Genomic DNA, 20193 nt, shown 5'->3' with positions numbered 1-20193 from the left:
ATGAGTTCTTTTGAATACCGCAACGGCAGGCTCCATGTAGAGGACCTGCCGCTGGAAGACATTGCCCGCGAAGTCGGAACGCCGTTTTTCTGCTATTCCACCGCCGCGATGGTCAACGCTTATAATGCCTTTGCCTCTGCCCTTAAAGATGCAGGCGTTAAAGGTACAATCTTTTATGCCCTGAAGGCTAACTCCAACCAGTCTGTCATCAGTACACTGGCCGCAGCCGGAGCCGGAGCAGATGTTGTATCCGAAGGCGAACTGCGCCGTGCTCTTGCGGCAGGCATAGATCCCAAGAAGATTGTCTTTGCCGGAGTTGGTAAAAAGCCCGAAGAAATGGCTCTCGGCCTGAAAGTCGGCATTCTGCAGTTTAATGTGGAATCCCTGCCTGAGCTGGAAGCCCTTTCTGCCGTTGCTCAAAAAATGGGTGTCGTGGCTCCCATCGCCTTTCGGATAAACCCTGATGTTGACGCCAAGACCCATGCCAAAATTTCTACAGGTAAGGCCGAAAACAAGTTTGGTATCGATATTCCGCGGGTACGTGAATTTGTCGAGCGAGCCACCGACCTTCCCAATATAGCTATCGAAAGCCTTGCGGTTCACATCGGTTCTCAATTGACCGATGCCAGCCCCTTCAAAGACGCTTTCGAGCGTCTGGCAGGCCTCTATAGCGAACTCAAACAAGCTGGTCTTCCCCTCAAACGTATTGATTTTGGGGGCGGTCTCGGTATTCAGTACAATGATGAAACCCCGCCAGATCTTGCTATTTACGCCAAAACGGTCAGTGAAGTTGTACAGGGACTGGATGCGGAATGCATCTTTGAACCCGGGCGCTTCCTTGTTGGCAATGCAGGTGTACTGGTTACAGAGACCATCTATGTCAAAGAGGGTTCAAATCGGCGCTTCGTGATTATAGATGCAGCCATGAACGACCTGATCCGCCCCTCCCTTTACGACGCCTGGCATGACATAACTCCTTTGAACGAACCGGAAGCAGATGCGGAGATTTCATCTTGTGACGTTGTCGGCCCGATCTGTGAATCAGGCGACACCTTTGCCCGCCAACGACCTCTTCCTCCTGTAAAAGCAGGTGACCTTCTGGCAATGGAATCAGCTGGCGCTTACGGCGCGGTGATGTCTTCCAGTTACAACAGCCGGCTGAATGCACCAGAAGTGCTGGTCAAAGGGGATAAATATGCAGTGGTTCGCAAACGGATTGATTATGATACACTTATAGGTCAGGACCTCCTGCCTGAGTGGCTATCCTCATAATCCTTTACGGATAATCTTGTTCAGGGCGGGATGTTCAAATGAATTTCTACAGGAATCATTTGTACTGATGCAGAAAGACAACCCGCCCTCGACAGCCAAGATAACCGGAGGCGACAGACCAGAGCCCGATCTGCCGCGAAATTTGCGGAAAGCCGTGTTTCTAACGCGGCTGGTTCTTTCTGTTGATGCCTTCTGGGCTGCCTCCTGGCCCTTCTGCGTCAGTTTCTCAGCTGTTGCCCTCTGGATGCTTCTTGGATTAGTCGGCAACTTCCCAGTATGGCTTCATCTTGTTTTCCTCATCAGTTCTGGCCTGTTGCTTCTGGGAACTGCTGTCTGGTTTTGTCTAAAGGTCAGGTTACCCAGCCGACACGCGATCTATCGACGGCTCGAAGTAAACAACTCTCTGGCCCACCGTCCCCTCAGTAGCCTGGGTGACCGTCCTGTTCAGGTCACGGCAAACGGCCTCCGGCTCTGGCAAGAAAACAAGTTTCGGCTTGCCCGTGACCTCAAATCCTTGCGTATCCCCCAGACCACCCCTCTGATGATAAGCAAAGATCCCTACGGGTTACGCAGCCTCCTGGCCTTGGGCTTGTTTATTGCCCTCTTTTCAATTGATCTCTGGCCGGAACGCCTGAACAAGAGCTTAAATATTAGCAGCCTCTTGACCACATCGTCCGGCGTCGGCACCCGATACAGCATCTGGCTTACCCCCCCTGACTACACCGGGGCCGCACCCCTGTTTTTTGATCAGGATTTTCACATTCCTCCTCGACTGGACCTCCCCGAAAACAGCCGAGCCATTATCCAGGTTCATGGTCCTGAGAACCCTCCAGACCTGAGGTTGGCGAGCAAGGATCTTGCTTTCGAGCAGACCGGAGAGACCTCTTTCCAAAGCTCATTTCAATTGACAGAAAGCGGCACTTTCTCTGTCAGATCAGGCTTTCAAAGCCTGATCGAAACAGAATTCGATCTCAAGGAAGACCTGCCGCCCAGTGTCATCTTGCTCGAAAAACCTCTTGGAAACACCCAGGGATTACTCAGACTGGTTTTTGAAACACGCGATGACTACGGCACCACCGAACTCGGTATCACCTTCTGGCAAAACGACCCTGATGCAGCTGAAAAATACACCCTGCCTCTGCCCGCCAGCAATGAACAGCAATACCAGAGCCTGCACTTCCTGGATCTTACGGACCATATCTGGGCAGGCGAAGAAGTCTGGCTGCAATTGAGTACAAAAGATAGAATTGGACAAATCGGCCTCGGGGATCAGGTAAAGATAAGATTGCCCGAGCGAACCTTCACCCACCCTCTGGCCAGAACCCTTGTTAGCCTGCGCAAGGATCTTGTCCAGCGCCGAAATAACGTCAAGGTCATGCTTTCCCTGGATGCTTTGGTCAAACAGCCGCAAAATTACGATTATGACAGTCTGGTTTCCCTGGCTCTTTCGGTTGCCGGAAAAAATCTGCTGCACAGGCCGTCCGAAGACAGTGTCGCTGAAAGTCAAAACCTGTTGTGGAGAACAGCTCTCCATCTCGAAAACGGCCGGTTAAGTACAGCCCAAAGAGACCTGAGACAGATACAGGAACAGCTCCGTGAGGCCCTGGCGGCAGATGCTGGTATGGAAGAAATCGCCCAGCTCATGGATCAACTGCAACAGGCTGTCGATTCATTGCTGACCAACATGCTTGAAGAATTTCTCAAAAACGAAAAGAACCAGCCCCCCTCTCCGATTCCCGACGACCAGATGACGGTTGATCAAAAAGATCTGCAAGAGATGATTGACCAGGCAAGGATGCTGGCAGAAAACGGACAGCTCGACGAAGCTCAGAAGCTGCTTTCAGACTTGCAAAACATGCTTGAGAATATGGCCTTCCAGCAGGGCCAACAACAGCAAAACCCGATGAGCGAGGCTGGCCGTCGTGCTTTCGAAGAACTGCAGGACCTGATCAAACGACAGGAAGAGCTTCTGGAAAACAGTTATAAGCGACAGCAGGAACTGGACGAAAGTCGACAAGGCGGGCAAAAGAAAGAACCCGGCGAACAACCCTCTTCGCGGAACATTCCCGGAAACAGCCGCCCTGGTGACAAAGGCCAAGGCGAAGGAGAGAATGAGGGTGAACGCCAGGCGAGAGATGCCAAGAGCCAGGAACAGCTCCGCCAGGAGCTGGAGCAACTGATGCAACAGCTACAGGACATGCTTGGGCAGATCCCTGATGACCTCGAACAGGCTGAGCAATCAATGGGCATCGCCCGTGATGCACTCCAGGGGCAGGATGGCGATGGTACGGAAACGGAGCAGGCGGTTCAGGCACAAACCCGCAGCTTGAGAAAACTTCAAAACGGGGCAGAACAAGCTGCTGAAAAATTTCTGCAAATGCTCAGTCAGGCACCAGAAAGCGGAAGCGGATGGGTCAGAGGTCAAAGTGGCAAAGGCCGCGATCCCTTTGGGCGAAATCTTGGTGAAAACGGCCGTACCATGACAAAACAAGGTGTTCCTCTGCCCAAAGAAGCTGATTTCCTCGAAAGCAGGGGGATTTTGCAGGAGCTGAGAGAACGACGGAATGACCGGAACAGAAGTCAGGAAGAAAAAACTTATATTCAGCGACTGCTGGAACGCTTTTAGCCTTTTTTCTAGGTCTCCAGCTGCAAGGCTTTGCCTTCAAGCGCCGCTTCAGCAGCAGCACAGATCTGTTTAAGACTGAAAGGCTTGGTCACAACCTGGAAAACCAGCTCTTCAAGATTATGAGCCCGCTGTTTTTCCGCAGAATATCCGGTCATCAAAAGTACAGGCATGTCCGGTGCGTCTTTGGCAACCTTGAGAGCAAGACCTATGCCGTCCAGGCCGGGCATAACGATATCTGTAATCAAAAGATCAAAACTTTCTTCATGCAGCGCTTCCAGGGCCTGCATCCCATCGCCAACCGTCTTTACTTCATGTTGCTTGTGCGTCAACGCACGGGCAACGAAGCTACGAACAGCTTTGTCATCTTCGGCAATCAAGATTTTTGCCATCGTATCCACCACCGCAACAAAAAGTTTGGTTAACGTTATGTTACCTACAAGGTATCACGATGGGAAGCGTGAAGCTATGGCATAAGTCGCCACAAGAATTCAGACTGTTTTCTTACTCTTCCAACGGTTCAAAATCAGGAATTTGCAAAGCTTCTTCATCAGAAATGAAGCGCACATCCGACAGCACGGCTTTGGAGGAATTTACCAGTTCTATGGAAAAGCTGGTTGTCTCGTTCGGTGCCAGGAAAGACACATCGAGCTTTAGCGTTTTCCGGGATACAGCCCTTCCATCCTGATCGAGCAAAGCACCGATCAGCTTGGGCACAATAATAACTTCTCCTGTGATGTTTTTCACATCTCCTGAAACGACGATGACTTTCTTGCCATCGTTCGTCGCCCGTTCATTCTTCTGGTTTTCAATCTCCAGACCTTTCCCTGCCGGGAACTCGACCTCTAGATCGACCAGAGCATAGAGTTTCATCGCTTCGGGCACCGTCGAGACAATCAGGATTCTTTCGAACCAGAAACCATAACCCAGTCCGCCCAGAACCAGCAGGAGCAACAGCCAGCCCCACAATCCCCCGCGACCTTTCTTTTCCTGACGGTCCGGGGCAAAACCTTTCGGACGCTTGTTTCTGATTTTTTTACCCGGCTCAACAAAGTCATCATCAAGCGGAGGTGGTCCACTTAGCGCCTCATCAGAAAAATCATCTGTCTCGTTATCAAAAGATCCCCCGTCAACCTGGCTGCCACTGTTCTCAGCAGCTGCGTCAGAAACTTCTATTTCGGTCGTTTCTTCCTCCGGCAGCTGTAACCAGACATGGCGACAACTGCTGCACCGGACTTTACGTCCGTCAGTACCCAGTGCTGCAGAATCAAGTCGAAACTTGCTGCTACATTCAGGACAAGAAAGAATCATTGGGCCCACCACCAGCGAAGAAGCATATTCGGGAGTAACGATATCATTACGACTTTAATTTATAGGGTGCGGGAAAAGCGAAGGCAAGACAAGCACATCCAGTTTTGTCTCCCACTCCGGGACTCAGAGAATATTAGCAGCACAAGCCTTTACGCTCCCAGATAAAATATGCCATTGTTTGATCCTCTTTCACTGCCATGGATTTCAAACCTTTGGTTCGTTTTCAGGATGTCCATTTGCGCTACGGAAACGGTCCCGATGTGCTTCATCAGGTCAACCTGACACTGGAGCCCGGATCATTTCATTTCATGGTCGGCCCCAGTGGCGCGGGGAAATCCTCTTTACTGCGCCTGATGTATCTGGCTCATCGCCCTACCACAGGAAGGCTCAGCCTTTTCGGGCGCGATGTTTCACAGCTTGATCGCAAAGAAACCAGCATGTTGCGCAGAAGAATTGGTATTATATTCCAGGACTTCCGCCTGCTTGATCACCTCAGTGCCCTGGAAAATGTTGCTCTCCCGCTGACCATCACCGGCATGCCGCTGGAAAAGGTACGACGTAACGTCAGTGAACTTCTTGCCTGGGTTGGGCTTGCGGATAATCTTGATTCAAAACCACCAACTCTTTCTGGCGGCCAACAGCAACGCGTAGCAATCGCCAGGGCTGTTATCGGCCGCCCCAGTCTGCTGCTTGCCGATGAACCGACCGGGAATCTGGATGACAAAATAGCCGAGCGACTTCTGTTTCTTTTCGAAGAGCTCAACAAACGGGGCACAACCATCGTCGTTGCCTCTCATAACGAAGCCCTCGTTAACCGGTTTAACCACCCGGTATTCAAGATCATCAATGGTGAAGTCCGTCTGATTCGCTCGGCGCAAACCATAGAACAGAACACCGAGAGTGGGGCAGCCTGAATGTTCGGTTCTCGTAACGATGTTCCCTTGGACAAAGATGCCTCCAGCCGTTTTTTACCCTGGCTGATCGCCGTCATGGTTTATCTGGCAACCATGTCCCTTATTGTTGCCCTCACCATGAACAAACTGGCCAATCGCTGGGATCAGGGCTTGTCCAACAGCCTTACGATCCAGGTTCCTGCAGGCCAGTCACCTGCTGAACGTCAGGCCATCGAAAAAAAGACTGCGTTGCTTCTGCAGGAATTTAAAAAAATTCCCGATGTCAAAAAAGCGGAAATGCTCACCGATGGTGAACTGAATAAACTGCTTGAACCCTGGCTGGGAAAAGATGTCGTACTCCACGATCTGCCGATCCCCCTGCTTATTTCCATCGAGCTTTCGCAATCTTCCGCCCGGACGCTTGACGCCGTAAAGGTCTTAACGGCTGAAAAACTGCCAACAGCCAGTATTGATGACCATCAACGCTGGTTGGGAAATCTTCTGGGCCTTGCCAAAATCATTGGAACTGTCTCCCTGTTGGTTGTGCTTTTGGTGGGTGGGGCAGCAGCACTTATGGTTATCCTTGTCACCAGAATGGGCCTTGCCATTCACCGACAGGTCGTTGAGCTTTTTCATTTGATGGGGGCCCAGGATGCCTACATCGCCAACCGGTTTCAGCTTCATGCCCTGAAGCTGAGTATGGCGGGTGGTTTTGCAGGTCTCCTCCTTGCCGGCCTGACCATCGCAGCCTTCAGCACCCTTCTCGGACAGGCAAACAGTGCCCTGCTTCCAAGCTTTACCCTCACCGCAACAGAATGGGGTCTTCTCCTTCTTATTCCGGTCGGGGCCTCCCTTGTTGCCATGATCACTGCCCGACTGACTGTGCTTCGCAGTCTCGCCTTAATGCCGTGATACGACATGGGAATGGTGATGTGAAAAACAGGAAAGATTCTCTTTGTGTTTCGTAGATCAGCAAAAGGCAGCTTTATTAGCCTGCGGTTAAGCTCATTTGTTATTGTTTCAAGCCTTCTCCTCTGGATCGGGGGCTTTTTCTGGTTTGCGGCGACCCTGCCCGAAGAAACAAGCAACGATGTCGCACCTGTTGATGCCATCGTCGTGCTTACGGGCGGCAGTGACAGGATCAATACAGGTCTGGAGCTTCTCGCCAACGGCCAGGCAAAAAAACTTTTTATCTCGGGTGTCTATCAAGGCGTTGAGGTTCGGGAGCTGCTCTCGCTTTCCCAACAGGCCCCCAACAATCTGGAATGTTGTGTCACCCTGGGATATGAAGCAGATGATACCAGAGGCAACGCCCTTGAAACCAAGAGCTGGCTGGATGAACAGGGGTACAGATCCCTGCGTCTTGTGACAGCTTCTTATCATATGCCCCGAAGTTTACTGGAATTCCGTCATGCCATGCCCAGGGCAACCATCCAGCCTTATCCGGTGTTTCCTGCAAATGTGAGACACAAGGACTGGTGGATGTGGCCTGGCAGCATGACCTTGATTCTTTCTGAATATAATAAATTTCTTTTGGCCCAGATACGAAACTGGGGTGAAGATTTACGAGACAAACTGATCGGATAAACCAATGATTTTTCTACGTTCCCTGACGTTTAACGTCTGCTATCTGATCTGGTGTCTTCTCTATTTCACCCCCTGTCTTCTCCTCATGGTCTTTCCACAACGCTTCATGCTTGTCGCCGGGCATTACTGGGCGATCGTGGTCTTCTGGTTGCTCAAGGTAATCTGTGGCACGACATATGAAATCCGGGGCGTAGAAAACCGTCCAAAGGATCAAGGCTTTCTTCTTGTCAGCAAACACCAGTCGGCCTGGGAAACCATTGCCCTGATGGCCTTTAATACCAACCCCTGTTTTATTCTGAAAAAAGAGCTGTTGCGTATTCCGATGTTCGGCTGGTATCTCTGGAAAGGCGGGGTCGTCGCAATTGACCGGAAGGCAGGAACCAAAGCCCTGCGCCAGATGATCAAGGAATCTCAAAAACCCTTATCTGACAAGCGGCCTATTATCATTTTCCCTGAAGGCACTCGGGCAACACCTGGCCAGGAACCCAGTTATCAGACAGGGATTGCAGCTCTCTATACCGGACTTGGTGTAACAGTTAGCCCCGTGGCTTTGAACTCTGGCCTGTTCTGGGGACGCGATGCTTTTGTCAAGAAACCAGGCAAGATTATCATGGAGTATTTGCCGCCGATCCCCCCTGGTCTTGATCGCAAGGCTTTCATGAAGAGAATGCAAGACACGATTGAAGAAGCCAGTAACCGTCTAATGGACGAGGCCCGTCAAGCAGAGGCGAAAGAGAATGGCTGAGCCGAGAAAGTGCCCCAAATGCTCCACCGAGATAGGACGGGACGATGACATTTGCTATGCCTGTGGCGAACATGTCCCGATCAGCCATCCCTGGTATACATTACCGCTTGGCGGCATAATCGTCATCGGCCTGTTCTGGCTCTTGACCGACGTCGATGCCCTGATTGCCTATTTCAACACACTGTTACACTAAAGCACCTCTCCAAGTGACCATAGGTTTTTAGGTTTTCAGGGAAGCGTCTTCATGGCTTCCTGAACCTCCAGCAACAGCTCTTCAAGGCCAGGATCGTTGATCTCTAGTGCTTTGAGGTGTTTAACGGTATTTTCAAGATATTCGTAACAGCGACCGCTGCTGCCCACTCCCTGCAGAACATGGGCAATCAGCTCCTGCTTGCTCAACTTTCCGGCATATTGTTCGTGTTCAACATCTGCAACAAACGTTGCCGTCGGGATTTTCTCCCCGGATTTCAACTCAACCTCAACCCAGCGGGGGTGATAAACACCGGAAATCATTTCCCGCTCGAACAGATAATCCAGAACCACATCCCGTTCCGCTGCCGGAACCCGATAAGCCATGCCAATACAGGACTCCCCCTGATCCAGTCCCAAAACCAGTCCAGGGCAGTCAGGTGTTCCTCTGTAAAAATAGGAATAGATACAGAAATGCCGGTGATATCCCTGCAGTGTCGCAGGCTGAACTTCCACATGAGGAAAACCGGGATTCCACATCAGGGAGCCATATCCAAAGACCCAGAACTCCCGGCCGGGTTCAACAGGCAGGTGTTCATCATAAAAGGCCCTCAGTTCAGGGGTCGACATTGCTCCATTACTCCGAATCGTCTATGCGTATGAACAAGAAAGTTTATCGACTGGCTTCCCGAACATAAAGGGATCACCAGAAATAGTTATTCAGAACACCTTTCAGTCACTCGCGAGACAAGAGCCCATGTCGGTTGCCCCACCAGAAACATCATCCTCTCTCCCCCCTGCACCCGGCAACTTGGCAAAGCGTATGTTTTTTGCAGGAATCATTCTGTGCATTCTTGTTTTTGCTCTAGCGGTTGCCTATTGGTTTTGGGCCGCGAAACAGATGGAAACAGGTTTGTCACGCTGGGTTGAAAAACAACAGGCACGGGGCTTTGAAATCACCCATGGCGAACTAGCGCTCTCGGGCTTCCCCTTTATTGTGAAAGCAAGCCTGCAAAATCCCAAAATTCGCTCTCCTGAAGGCTGGTACTGGCAGACAGAAAAGTTGATCGCCGAGGCAGCTCCCTGGTCTCCGCTCTCAATGTCACTCGATCTTTCCGCAGAACACCTGATCGATGGGCTGCCTCATCAGGAACCCGCAGTTCGAGTACAAAGCAACAAGGCCACAGCGACAGCAAGGATCACCCTGAAAGGGGAACTTCTTCATGCCCGCCTGCAGGCCGATGCGCTCTTCATCCAGCGCGAAGGGCATCACCCTCTGGAGATCGCAAGTCTGGACAGTACTTTGGGTCCTCTTCGTCCTGCTTCGGCAGGAACAACGTTACAGGAATTCGACATCACCCTGAACGCCCAAGATATCAACCACCCTGAACTGGAAAAAACACCCCTGAAAGGTCCAATATCCCAACTGCGTCTGGAAACTACTCTCTACGGCGATATCCCAAAGGCAAAACTCGACAAGGCACTTCACCTCTGGAGAGACACTGGCGGATTTTTATCCCTGCATGATGCCAGCCTTCGCTGGGGGCCTTTGCTTGTCGATGCCCGTGGGGAACTGACGCTCGACAATCGGCTGCGTCCCGAAGGGAAGCTCGACAGCCGGATTGAAGGGGCTGACGGGGTAGTCGAACAGATGGAAAAATCTGACCTTCTGAGCAAAGGACAAAGTTTCGGCATCAAACTATCACTTGCGGCTCTTGGTAAAACCAACAGTCGGGGACGTCATGAAATCAATGTGCCCCTGCTCCTTCAGGATGGCTGGCTTTCACTTGGTCCCATAGCCTTGTTTCCCTTGCCACCCCTGGTTCAATAATAGCACCGCCCCATATGCAAACAGGCCCCCAAATCGGGAGCCTGTTTCACAAAGAACATCTTGATTATTTCTTCAACTCATCATCCGGTTCACGCGCATCAAATGTTCCAGCCTGATGGGCATCGACAATACCCCGGCGAACTTCCCGGGTCCGACGAAAGAGATCCTCAAGAACATCTCCCTCACCCCAGCGTACCGCCCGCTGCAAGACAGTCAAATCCTCGGTGAAACGCTGTAACATCTCAAGTACAGCTTCTCGGTTGTTGAGGAAGACATCTCGCCACATGATCGGATCAGAAGCTGCAATTCGGGTAAAGTCCCTGAAGCCACCAGCAGAGAATTTGATGACATCATTCTGATCGGTTTCTTCCAGATCCGTTGCCGTCCCAACGATGGTATAGGCAATAAGGTGCGGCAAATGCGATGTAATCGCCAGAACCTTGTCATGCCGATGCGGGGTCATGATTTCAACCATACTTCCCAGAGCAGCCCAGAAGTTTGAAACCTTCTCGATTGCCCGGGCATCTGTCCCAACCACCGGGGTAAGAATACACCAGCGCCCTTCAAACAATTCAGCGAAGCCTGCCTCCGGTCCGGAGTGTTCGGTTCCTGCAATCGGATGCCCAGGAACAAAATGGACCCCATCAGGCAGATGTTGTCCCACATCCCGAATAACAGATTCTTTGACCGAACCAACATCACTGACAATGGCTCCCGCCTTCAAAGACGGTGCCATTGCGGCAGCCAGATCATCATAAGTGCTGACTGGCGTACAGAGAATGACAAGATCAGCATCCCTGACCGCTTCTGCCGGGCTGTCATAAACTGCATCAACCAGGCCCAGTTTCTCAACCGTGTTGCGTGTTGCCTCGGAACGGGCGCAGGTCACAACTTCTGATGCCAGCGCCTTTTTCTTGATCGCGCGTGCCAGCGAAGACCCGATCAGGCCAATGCCGATCAAAGCAACCTTTTGAAACAGGGGTTTCCCCTTTTCATCATCCATTGACAAATACGGTCAGGTTTTCAACCACCGCCCTCATTTCTTCGTCTGTTCCAATACTGATCCTCAGGAAGCCGGACAAACCATAAGCTCCCATCCCGCGCACAAGGATTCCGCGTTGTTTGAGAAACTCCAGTGCTGCAGCCGCCTTCTCGGTAGTCTTGAAATCCAGCAAGACAAAGTTTGCAACGGAGGTGCGGGTTTCCAGCCCCAATTCAGCCACTTGCTGACGGAACCAGTTTAAAAGTCTCGCATTCAGCTCTTTCGATCGCTCAATGTGTGCCTTGTCCTTGATTGCCGCGACACCTGCAGCCTGGGCAGCAAGGCTCACGTTAAACGGTCCCCGGACACGGTTGAGAACATCGGCAACTTCTGGAGGACAGTAGGCCCAGCCCAGACGCAGAGATGCCAGACCGTGAATTTTGGAAAACGTCCGAGTCATAACCACGTTGCCAAACTCCTCCACCATGGAGGCGCCACTGATATAGTCCGGACTGTCCACATATTCACAATAGGCCGCATCGATCACCAGCAGAACATCTTCGTTAAGGTTTTCACGCAGATAACGGAGCTCTTTTTCCGTGATGTAACTGCCGGTCGGATTATTCGGATTGGCCAGGAACATGATTTTTGTTTTATCCGTGACCGCGCCAAGCATGGCCTCAACATCAATCCGCAAGTCCTGCTCTGCAGCCTTTACCGGAACAGCACCAGCTGTCTTTGCCCCAATCGGGTACATCAGGAAACCGTGTTCATTGTAGACGATCTCGTCGCCAATCCCCACATAGGATCGTATCAACAAGGCCAGAAGCTCATCAGAGCCGGCGCCACAAACGATCTGGTCGGCAACAAGGCCTTCGGCTTCAGCAATCCCATTCCGAAGCAGACAGGAACCACCATCCGGATATCGATGAAGATTGTCTACAACGCCTTGATACGCCTTTCTTGCTGCATCCGAAGCCCCAAGCGGGTTTTCATTGGACGCCAAGCGGCAGATCCGGTCGACACCTTCAACTTTAGATTCTCCACCAACATAAGGGGAAACATCCATAATTCCGGGTTGTGGTTTAAGAGCCATTCTCTGAACTTTCATATCTATCGGAAAAAAACGGCCTGAGGCCGGTTGTTACGCCTCTGTCAGGGGAACAGCGTAACCACCAATCGTCCAGGCATGGGTAATGCGCTGGTCCGAAAGCTCCCCCAGATGCGCCAGACGTGTATCACCTGGAGCAACATAATCATCCACCTCGATCAATTGTAAGCTATACGCAGGATCAGGGGCATGGATCTGAATATTAAGCGATGGAAGACCTGCTTTATCAAGCAGGCTTTTCAAGGTTGAACGGGACAGGGGTTCACCGGATTCAGCAACAACATAACTTCTGTCAGCTCCGGTAGCTTCCTGTGTATCCTGAGCAACAATTACGGCTTCGGCCAGCTCCGTTCCGCTGGCATTGTAAAAGGGCAGACGGGCAATGATCCGGGTGTTGGTTGCGGCTTCACCCTGGGCAAGAGCCAACCACCACGGATTATCCTCACCGGTAAAAGGCAGTGGCAATACCCCGACTGATGTTTGTCCGTCGGTGACCTCTCGAAGGACAGACATCACGGTCTGACATCCCCGGATAGGGGTCATCATGCCAAAATGTTCCCGGGCAAGGTCATAGAATCTGGTATCACTTTCCGGGGCATAAACCGAAACGGCCAGCTCACTGCCAAGCTGGGCACTACTGGCAAAAATCTCGCGCCAGATTCTAACAACAACGGCTTTGGGCAAAACCCCTGCATGACGCCTGACCAGACGCCGTAAAACCTGTGCCTCCCGACCAGGACGCAAACCTGATTTTGCCTGCTCGTTTTGCGCAGAGATCACCTGAATAACACCCGCGCGCTTCATCAACAAATCATGAATCTGCGTGTCAATTTCATCGATCTGACCTCGAAGATCGGCAAGCTGTTCCATCTCAGATAAAATTCCCTGATGCCTGTTCCTAAAACCGAGTCAAACAGATAGACACAGCCCGGTTGAAAAGCAAAGGAAAGATTCTTTAAAAACCTCTGCCAAACCATTCTTTCTTGCACGACAGCACCCCCGGCGATAAAAGCTTTGCATAAGAATAATACACGCAGTTTTGAACAGTTTTATGACCAGACAAAACGGAGTAGCAGTGACAAACTCCGGGAAGGCCTCTAGCCTGCTGTACCAGTAGATGTTTTTCCCTGCTCTTCGTATTTTCCAGAGTGAGTAAAACCCGAAACGGGTAAACCAGAGTGAGACAGCCCTGTCGCAATGACTGATACCAACTGCCATGAGATCCGAATTCAGGACAAGACAGTCCAGCTCCCAGGTCAACGTGTTCTATTTGAAGAGCCGATGCCTCTGGACAGCGGCCTGTCGTTTGGGCCAATTGAAATCGCTTACCAGACCTATGGCACCCTGAATCCAGACAAAACCAATGCTGTCCTGATCTGTCATGCTCTGACCGGGGACCAGTTTGTTTCAGAGACCCACCCCATCACAGAAAAACCAGGCTGGTGGTCTTTGATGGTTGGGCCCGGCAAGGCAATTGATACCGAAAAGTATTTTGTAATCTGCAGCAGTGTGATCGGCGGCTGCATGGGCTCCACTGGTCCGGTTTCGATTAGCCCCGAAACAGGCAAACCCTACGGACTTAATTTTCCGGTTATCACTATCGGGGATATGGTCCGTGCCCAAAAGCGCCTGATTGACCACATGGGCATTGAAAAACTGTTCTGTGTCATCGGCGGATCTATGGGGGGTATGCAAGTCCTGCAGTGGGCAGTCAGTTATCCCGAAATGGTTTTTGCGGCTATTCCCATTGCCACGGCTCCGCGCCATACGGCACAGAATATTGCTTTCCACGAAGTTGGGCGCCAGGCAATCATGGCCGATCCCGACTGGTGTCACGGGGCCTATCTGGAAAAAAACAAGGTTCCGAGAGCCGGCTTGTCTGTTGCCCGGATGACGGCGCATGTGACCTATCTGTCTGAACCTGCGCTCCACCGTAAATTCGGCCGCAGGCTTCAGGATCGTTCCAATCTCACCTATGGTTTTGATGCAGATTTTCAGGTCGAAAGTTACCTGCGTCACCAAGGTTATACCTTTGTCGAGCGCTTCGACGCCAATTCCTATCTCTATATCACCCGGGCTATGGACTATTTTGACCTGGCTGCTGAACACAAGGGACGTCTGGCAAATGCTTTCAAGGACTCTCCCGTACGTTTTTGTGTGGTCTCTTTCACCAGCGACTGGCTGTTCCCGACCAAAGCCAACAGAGATATCGTTCACGCGCTCAACGCAGTTGCTGCTGATGTCTCTTTCGTCGAGGTGGAAAGCGATGCCGGTCATGATGCCTTCCTGCTTGATGAGCCTGAATTTCACGAGACGATTGACGGTTTTGTTAAGGGCTGTGCCGAGCGCTGGTTCAATGGACATGGCAAGGGGACAACATCATGACGGCGGCAAACAATACCTTACGGAACGACCTCCGACTTATTGCCGACATGATTGAACCCGACAGCAGGGTGCTTGATATTGGCTGCGACGATGGTGCGTTGCTGGATTTTCTTGTCCACAACCGGGCTGTTTCCGGGCGCGGGGTAGAACTCTCGCAAAAGGGCGTGAATCTCTGTGTCGCACGCGGCCTCTCGGTTATTCAGGGTAACGCGGATACCGATCTGCAGTACTATCCGGACGATGCTTTTGATTACGCCATTCTAAGTCAGACAATTCAGGCGACCAACAACCCCCGGCATGTTCTGGAGGAATTGTTACGTGTCGGGCAAAAGGCCATCGTTTCGTTCCCCAATTTTGGACACTGGCGCGTACGTTCCAGCCTTGCGTTTGCAGGCAGGATGCCTGTGACACAGTCCCTTTCTTTCCAGTGGTACGAAACGCCGAACATTCACTTCTGCACCGTCGATGATTTTTTTGCTCTTTGTCAGGATATGAATATCCGCATCGCCAAGACGTTGTTTCTGGATGAACGCGGTCGCCAAAAACAATTGCTGTTCCCCAACCTGACAGCACAGCAGGCCATCTTTTTACTGCACCGGAAATAGACGGCAAAGCCGGGCTGATATATAGGCCCCTATCAGGAAGGCACTGCTCGCCTTATACGAGACGACGCGCGGCTACGGCTAAAGCTCAGAACAGCCCGTCCCTTTCAAGGCTAGCCTTCTTCAATGGCCTCGCGAAGAGGGCTATCTTTCTGGAAGACATTCGGCACATTGGCCAGCCCCGGACGTCTTATCCCGGACGCCCGCTTGCGTGTACTCGGGATATAAAGCTGCTTGCCCGCCTCGACGGTCAAAACCCCGGCAAAGGTCGGGAAAAATCGTCGCCCTATTCTTTCCCAGGCAGGTGCAGCTTGAAGAATTGTAGCTCTTTGGCTCGGCGGAACATAAAGAGACCGCTTGGTGCTCATCGGCACGAAAAGTGTATCATCAAGAAGCTGGGCAATCTGTGAACGGCTGAAGGGATGCCCCCAGCCAAAAGGCGTTTTATCAATCCGGGCCCAGATCCCCCGACGATTTGGTGTAACGATCAACAGGCGGCCATCACCAGTCAGTACCCTCCAGATCTCGCGGAGCATATCTCTCAGGTATTCACTACTCTCCAGACCGTGCACCAGCAGGACCCGATCAACCGAATAGTCTGGTAGTGGCAACATCGTCTCATCAACCAGTGATGTTTTCCCGGGTCCGCCTTTCGGCCAGTGACAAACCCCTTGAGACGCTGGCATAAAAGCCATCACCCGATCGGCTTCGTCTTCAAACTGTGTCAGATACGGGGTCGTGTAACCAAGCCCGAGCACCGTTTTCCCACGAACATCGCGCCAGTGATCACGGATATTCCCGCGGATGACGTGGGCCGCCACCGCTCCCAGGCGCGTACCATAGAAATCCTGTAGATCAACAACGTCTGTCCACATGATGCTCTCTGAAAAGATAGGTTTGCCGTCCCTGAACTCTTTCCCGGAAAGATCACCGAAAAGGATAGATAAATCCCGGAAAAGAAAAACGGCAGTCGATCTTTAAAACATAGGGCGCTAAGATCGCATTAACAAATGAAAAGCCAACGCAATACAACAGGAACAGTCCCCCATGGCGCTAGAGGTCAAACAAATCCCCATTCTCAGTGATAATTACTGTTACCTCCTGCGGGATCCTGTGTCTGGTGTTGTTGCGGTCATTGACCCCGGAGAATCCCTGCCAATACTGCGAGAAGCCAGTTCCTGCGACTGGAAAATCACCCATATTCTCTTGACCCATCATCATCACGACCACATCGGGGGCGTTGCAGAGATCAAGGCAGCAACCGGAGCAACGGTTATCGGCCCGGCCAGGGAGCGGCAGAAAATCTCTCAGCTTGATCACGCCCTTGAGGGAGGCCAGCAGCTGGTATTTGGCTCTGAAACTGCTGAAATTTTTTCCGTACCAGGACACACTCTCGGGCATATTGCCTTCTGGTTCAAAAAATCAGCTCTGCTCTTTTCCGGCGACAGCCTTTTTGCTCTCGGTTGTGGCCGCCTTTTCGAAGGCACAGCGGAAATGATGTGGCAGTCCCTGCAGCAGTATCTCAGCTTACCCGAGGAAACTCTTGTCTGTTGCGCCCACGAGTACACACTTTCCAACGCCCGGTTTGCCTTGAGTATCGACCCTGAGAATCCCGCTCTGATCCAGCGAGCAGAAGAGATAGAGAGGCTGAGGCAGGACAAATTGCCCACGATTCCAAGCCGTCTGGGTGACGAGTTTGCCACCAATCCTTTTCTCCGCCCGGGAGACCCAAAAATCAGAAAGATACTCGCGATGAGCCAGGCATCTGACGAGGAGGTTTTTACCGAAATCCGTCACAGGAAAGATAATTTTTAAGCACCCTTTTCTTGTTTCAACAGGAAACAACTCTAGAGTAAAACCTCACGTCCCCAAGCTGTGGAGCCCCTTATGCAACTCTATTACTCCTCGACCTCCCCCTATGTGCGCAAAGTCCTGATGGTTGCGATTGAAAAAGGGCTGGATCAGGAAATTGAAACTGTCCCTGCCCCAACCTTCACCGCTGACTCGCCGATATGGCAAACAAACCCCTTGGGAAAGGTTCCTGCCTTGACGACAAGGGAGGGCAGCGTCCTCTGTAATTCTCCTCTGATCTGCGAATACCTGGACAGTCTTTCCGATGATGTCCCCCTGATCCCGCGCAACGGTGAGGCAAGATGGCAGAGCCAAAATGCCCACGCCCTGGCGGATGGCATCATGGATGCAAGTATTCTTCGCACTATGGAACGCAGGCTCCGCCCGGAAAAACTGCAATGGTCGGGCCTGCATGATCAGCAGCGCATGAAAATCGACAAGGCTCTGAATTTTTTTGAGCAGGCGCTCTCTTCCGGGGATTTCGGCAAAAACTTTGCTATAGGCGAAATTGCTCTTGTCTGCGCCTTGGCTTATTTGGACTTCCGTTACGGTGATGAGGACTGGCGCACAGGCCACCCCGGGCTGGCGCAATGGTTTGAAACCACATCACGCCGCCCATCCGTCACCAAAACAGCCCCTCCCAAAAACCTCTAGTCTCACGACTTAGCGAATACTGTCTGGGGATCGCCCTGTTGATCCCCAGACAATATTCTGATTCAGGAGTTCTCAATGAACCAGCAAGCCCGCGACCTGATAAATCATCTTCAGCTCCAGCCTCATCCTGAAGGCGGATGGTATCGGGAAACTTATCGCCACACAGCTGATGATGGCAGCCGTGGCGACCAGACCGCTATTTTTTTCCTGCTGGAAAAAGGACAGTCTTCTCACTGGCACCGCATTGATGCTGTCGAGATGTGGCACTGGTATGCGGGAAGCCCTCTAAAGCTGAAAAGCCATGATGGTGTAAAGGGTGAAGAAGTTATTCTTGGACCTGATGTGCTTGCCGGGCAAACCCCGCAATATGTTATTCCGAAGCAACACTGGCAAGCCGCCAACGCCGAGGAAGGCTGGTGTCTGGTTGGCTGTACTGTCGCCCCTGCCTTCAGTTTCGATGGCTTTGAACTGGCCTCGCCAGAATGGTCTCCGGCGTAATCTCTGTCCCACAGAAGCATGCCAAAACAAGTCAAGGCAACAGGTTATACCGCAGCATAATCCATCACCATGCTTTGCAATTGGCGCATATCTTCAAATACGGCAAAAACCCCTGCATCCAGCAACGCTTTTTTCTGACGCGGCGTATCTGTAATATGCGAGGCACCGATATATCCCAAAACAGGAATACCTGCCGCAACCGCTGCCGTTACCCCTGTGGAAGTATCCTCGATGACCAGTGCCCGCTCCGGCACCACTCCCATCTGTTGACAGGCGAGTAAATGTAACTCCGGGGCCGGTTTGGGGTTTTTAACAAGAGATGAGCTGAAACGACATTCCGGTGCAAAAAAACGGTCAAGCCCGGTTGCCGCCAGCGCCAGATCCAGCCGTTTCGTCCGGCTGTTCGATGCCACACAAAAAAGGCATGGCAAGCTGGCAAGTGTTTCCCGGATATACGGCAGAGACTTCAGCTCGTCTGGAAAACAGGAGATTGTTGCCTCTTCAACGATTGAAGCAAAGTTTTCAGGAATTTTGGGTCGGGACTCAGCAGCAAAAAAATGGCCAATAGCTTCATCTGTAAATCCGGAAAACCTGGCAGCGGTTTCATCGGGGGTAATACTTATTCCATAGCGCCCAAGTGTCTCGGAAACCACCCGGGATGAAAGCACCTCGCTATCAACCAGAACACCATCACAATCAAAAATAATCAGTTCGGGATAAGATGACATGGTCTTTGGTACTCCACAGGGAAACGATAAATTAAGGCAATCAAGGTTTAAGAAGTCGGGCAGCTGGTCGCAATAAAAAACGTTCGCGGCTCATTAGAGGGGGAGCCGCGAACGTTCTCAGTAAAACCTGATATAACAGGCAAAGATTAATCCTGCCTTGCCAGATCATATCCAGACCTAATCCATATACTGACCACCGTTGGCTGTCAGGGTCGAGCCCGTCATAAACCCTGCTTTATCAGAAGCAAGAAAGAGAACACATTCGGCGATTTCGTCCGGCTCCCCAAGGCGGCCAACCGGAATCTGCGGAATAATTTTGCTGTTAAGCACTTCTGCCGGAACCGCTCGAACCATTTCTGTCCCGATATAGCCCGGTGCCACAACATTCGCTGTGATCCCCTTGCTGGCATTTTCAAGGGCAATTGACTTGGTAAAACCGATCACACCAGCTTTGGCTGCCGCATAGTTGGCTTGGCCAAATTGCCCTTTTTGCCCATTGATAGAAGAAATACTGATGATCCGGCCAAAGCCGCGTTCCCGCATCCCTTCGATGACATTGCGCGTCATATTGAACAGGGAATCAAGATTGGTGCTGATCACATCCCGCCATTGATCCAACGCCATCTTGTGCAGGGTCCCATCCCGGGTTATGCCCGCGTTGTTTACAAGAACATCAATTGGCCCGACCTGCTGCTCTACAGTTTCAATACCGGCACGGCAGGCTTCAAAATCACCAACATCCCATTTGAAAACGGCGATACCATTTGCCTCGGAAAACGTCTTTGCCGCCTGATCATTGCCCGCATAACTCGCGGCAACGTTATAGCCTGCATTTTTCAGAGCTATGGAAATGGCCGCACCGATACCTCTGGTTCCACCTGTAACAAGCGCTACTCGAGACATTATATTTTCCTTTCTTTATTTTGTCTCA

22 protein-coding genes are annotated in these 20193 nt (G+C 51.6%); 13 read left to right on the top strand and 9 right to left on the bottom strand.

Going from position 1 to position 20193, the window contains the following annotated elements; genetic code table 11:
- Both lysA and B152_RS0103170 read left to right on the top strand, forming a co-directional pair.
- Positions 1-1272, top strand: a complete 1272-nt coding sequence (gene lysA, locus B152_RS0103175; RefSeq protein WP_020590934.1) for a diaminopimelate decarboxylase — start codon at positions 1-3, stop codon at positions 1270-1272.
- A 67-nt stretch (positions 1273-1339) separates the two neighbouring features.
- The gene (locus tag B152_RS0103170) at positions 1340-3898 is read left to right on the top strand and encodes a DUF4175 domain-containing protein (protein WP_020590933.1); all 2559 of its coding nucleotides are present in this window, start codon (positions 1340-1342) and stop codon (positions 3896-3898) included.
- An 8-nt stretch (positions 3899-3906) separates the two neighbouring features.
- Here B152_RS0103170 and B152_RS0103165 read toward each other — a convergent pair whose 3' ends face one another.
- Positions 3907-4287 carry a response regulator gene (locus tag B152_RS0103165; protein ID WP_020590932.1) on the bottom strand — a complete coding sequence of 127 codons (381 nt, stop codon included), beginning with the start codon at positions 4285-4287 and terminating at the stop codon, positions 3907-3909.
- Positions 4288-4399: 112 nt separating this feature from the next.
- Positions 4400-5206, bottom strand: a complete 807-nt coding sequence (locus B152_RS0103160) for a zinc-ribbon domain-containing protein (RefSeq protein ID WP_020590931.1) — start codon at positions 5204-5206, stop codon at positions 4400-4402.
- Positions 5207-5442: 236 nt separating this feature from the next.
- Between B152_RS0103160 and B152_RS0103155 the strand changes: the two genes are divergently transcribed.
- Genes B152_RS0103155 through B152_RS0103135 form a run of 5 tightly spaced genes read left to right on the top strand, consistent with a single transcriptional unit; the run spans position 5443 to position 8624 of the window.
- Positions 5443-6120, top strand: a complete 678-nt coding sequence (locus tag B152_RS0103155) for a cell division ATP-binding protein FtsE (RefSeq protein ID WP_211212099.1) — start codon at positions 5443-5445, stop codon at positions 6118-6120.
- Positions 6121-7011 carry a cell division protein FtsX gene (locus B152_RS0103150; protein WP_020590929.1) on the top strand — a complete coding sequence of 297 codons (891 nt, stop codon included), beginning with the start codon at positions 6121-6123 and terminating at the stop codon, positions 7009-7011. It abuts the gene before it with no gap.
- A gap of 45 nt (positions 7012-7056) precedes the next feature.
- The gene (locus B152_RS0103145) at positions 7057-7686 is read left to right on the top strand and encodes a YdcF family protein (RefSeq protein ID WP_020590928.1); all 630 of its coding nucleotides are present in this window, start codon (positions 7057-7059) and stop codon (positions 7684-7686) included.
- Positions 7687-7690: 4 nt separating this feature from the next.
- Positions 7691-8431: a lysophospholipid acyltransferase family protein gene (locus B152_RS0103140; protein ID WP_020590927.1), complete on the top strand. Its 741-nt coding sequence runs from the start codon at positions 7691-7693 to the stop codon at positions 8429-8431.
- Positions 8424-8624, top strand: a complete 201-nt coding sequence (locus B152_RS0103135; protein ID WP_020590926.1) for a hypothetical protein — start codon at positions 8424-8426, stop codon at positions 8622-8624. Before B152_RS0103140 ends, B152_RS0103135 begins: the two co-directional genes overlap by 8 nt.
- Before the next feature lie 35 nt (positions 8625-8659).
- Here B152_RS0103135 and B152_RS0103130 read toward each other — a convergent pair whose 3' ends face one another.
- Entirely contained in the window at positions 8660-9250 is a 591-nt protein-coding gene (locus B152_RS0103130) for a gamma-glutamylcyclotransferase (protein WP_020590925.1), read from the bottom strand.
- Between the two features lie 127 nt (positions 9251-9377).
- Between B152_RS0103130 and B152_RS0103125 the strand changes: the two genes are divergently transcribed.
- The gene (locus B152_RS0103125; protein WP_020590924.1) at positions 9378-10451 is read left to right on the top strand and encodes a DUF2125 domain-containing protein; all 1074 of its coding nucleotides are present in this window, start codon (positions 9378-9380) and stop codon (positions 10449-10451) included.
- A 64-nt stretch (positions 10452-10515) separates the two neighbouring features.
- On the opposite strand, the gene B152_RS0103120 is transcribed toward B152_RS0103125, so the two are convergent.
- From B152_RS0103120 to B152_RS0103110, 3 genes are read right to left on the bottom strand one after another with little or no spacing between them, the layout of a single operon-like run.
- On the bottom strand, positions 10516-11454 hold the full coding sequence (locus B152_RS0103120; RefSeq protein ID WP_020590923.1) for a prephenate/arogenate dehydrogenase family protein: 939 nt from the start codon (positions 11452-11454) through the stop codon (positions 10516-10518).
- Complete coding sequence (gene hisC / locus B152_RS0103115; protein ID WP_026261235.1) at positions 11447-12529, bottom strand: histidinol-phosphate transaminase; 1083 nt, start codon at positions 12527-12529, stop codon at positions 11447-11449. Before hisC ends, B152_RS0103120 begins: the two co-directional genes overlap by 8 nt.
- A gap of 48 nt (positions 12530-12577) precedes the next feature.
- Positions 12578-13414: a chorismate mutase gene (locus B152_RS0103110; RefSeq protein WP_020590921.1), complete on the bottom strand. Its 837-nt coding sequence runs from the start codon at positions 13412-13414 to the stop codon at positions 12578-12580.
- Positions 13415-13741: 327 nt separating this feature from the next.
- On the opposite strand from B152_RS0103110, the gene metX reads away from it, so the two are divergent.
- Positions 13742-14929 carry a homoserine O-acetyltransferase MetX gene (metX, locus tag B152_RS0103105; protein WP_020590920.1) on the top strand — a complete coding sequence of 396 codons (1188 nt, stop codon included), beginning with the start codon at positions 13742-13744 and terminating at the stop codon, positions 14927-14929.
- Complete coding sequence (gene metW / locus B152_RS0103100; RefSeq protein ID WP_020590919.1) at positions 14926-15534, top strand: methionine biosynthesis protein MetW; 609 nt, start codon at positions 14926-14928, stop codon at positions 15532-15534. Before metX ends, metW begins: the two co-directional genes overlap by 4 nt.
- A 110-nt stretch (positions 15535-15644) precedes the next feature.
- On the opposite strand, the gene B152_RS22300 is transcribed toward metW, so the two are convergent.
- The gene (locus B152_RS22300) at positions 15645-16406 is read right to left on the bottom strand and encodes a class I SAM-dependent methyltransferase (RefSeq protein ID WP_020590918.1); all 762 of its coding nucleotides are present in this window, start codon (positions 16404-16406) and stop codon (positions 15645-15647) included.
- A 172-nt stretch (positions 16407-16578) separates the two neighbouring features.
- Here B152_RS22300 and gloB point away from each other — a divergent pair, with 172 nt between their 5' ends.
- The 3 genes from gloB (at position 16579) to B152_RS0103080 (ending at position 18534) form a co-directional block, all read left to right on the top strand.
- The gene (gene gloB / locus B152_RS0103090) at positions 16579-17346 is read left to right on the top strand and encodes a hydroxyacylglutathione hydrolase (RefSeq protein WP_020590917.1); all 768 of its coding nucleotides are present in this window, start codon (positions 16579-16581) and stop codon (positions 17344-17346) included.
- Between the two features lie 72 nt (positions 17347-17418).
- The gene (locus B152_RS0103085) at positions 17419-18036 is read left to right on the top strand and encodes a glutathione S-transferase N-terminal domain-containing protein (protein WP_026261233.1); all 618 of its coding nucleotides are present in this window, start codon (positions 17419-17421) and stop codon (positions 18034-18036) included.
- Positions 18037-18111: 75 nt separating this feature from the next.
- Positions 18112-18534 (top strand): cupin domain-containing protein, encoded by a 423-nt coding sequence (locus B152_RS0103080; RefSeq protein WP_020590915.1) that lies wholly within the window; start codon positions 18112-18114, stop codon positions 18532-18534.
- Between the two features lie 44 nt (positions 18535-18578).
- Here B152_RS0103080 and B152_RS0103075 read toward each other — a convergent pair whose 3' ends face one another.
- Both B152_RS0103075 and phbB read right to left on the bottom strand, forming a co-directional pair.
- The gene (locus B152_RS0103075; protein ID WP_020590914.1) at positions 18579-19262 is read right to left on the bottom strand and encodes an HAD family hydrolase; all 684 of its coding nucleotides are present in this window, start codon (positions 19260-19262) and stop codon (positions 18579-18581) included.
- 177 nt (positions 19263-19439) lie between these two features.
- A complete protein-coding gene (gene phbB / locus B152_RS0103070) occupies positions 19440-20165 on the bottom strand; it encodes an acetoacetyl-CoA reductase (RefSeq protein WP_020590913.1) in 726 nt (241 codons plus the stop codon).
- Positions 20166-20193: the final 28 nt, after the last annotated feature.

Source organism: Kiloniella laminariae DSM 19542, from assembly GCF_000374005.1.
GTDB classification, from domain to species: Bacteria; Pseudomonadota; Alphaproteobacteria; order Kiloniellales; family Kiloniellaceae; genus Kiloniella; species Kiloniella laminariae.
This window is presented reverse-complemented; position numbering and strand designations above follow the sequence as displayed.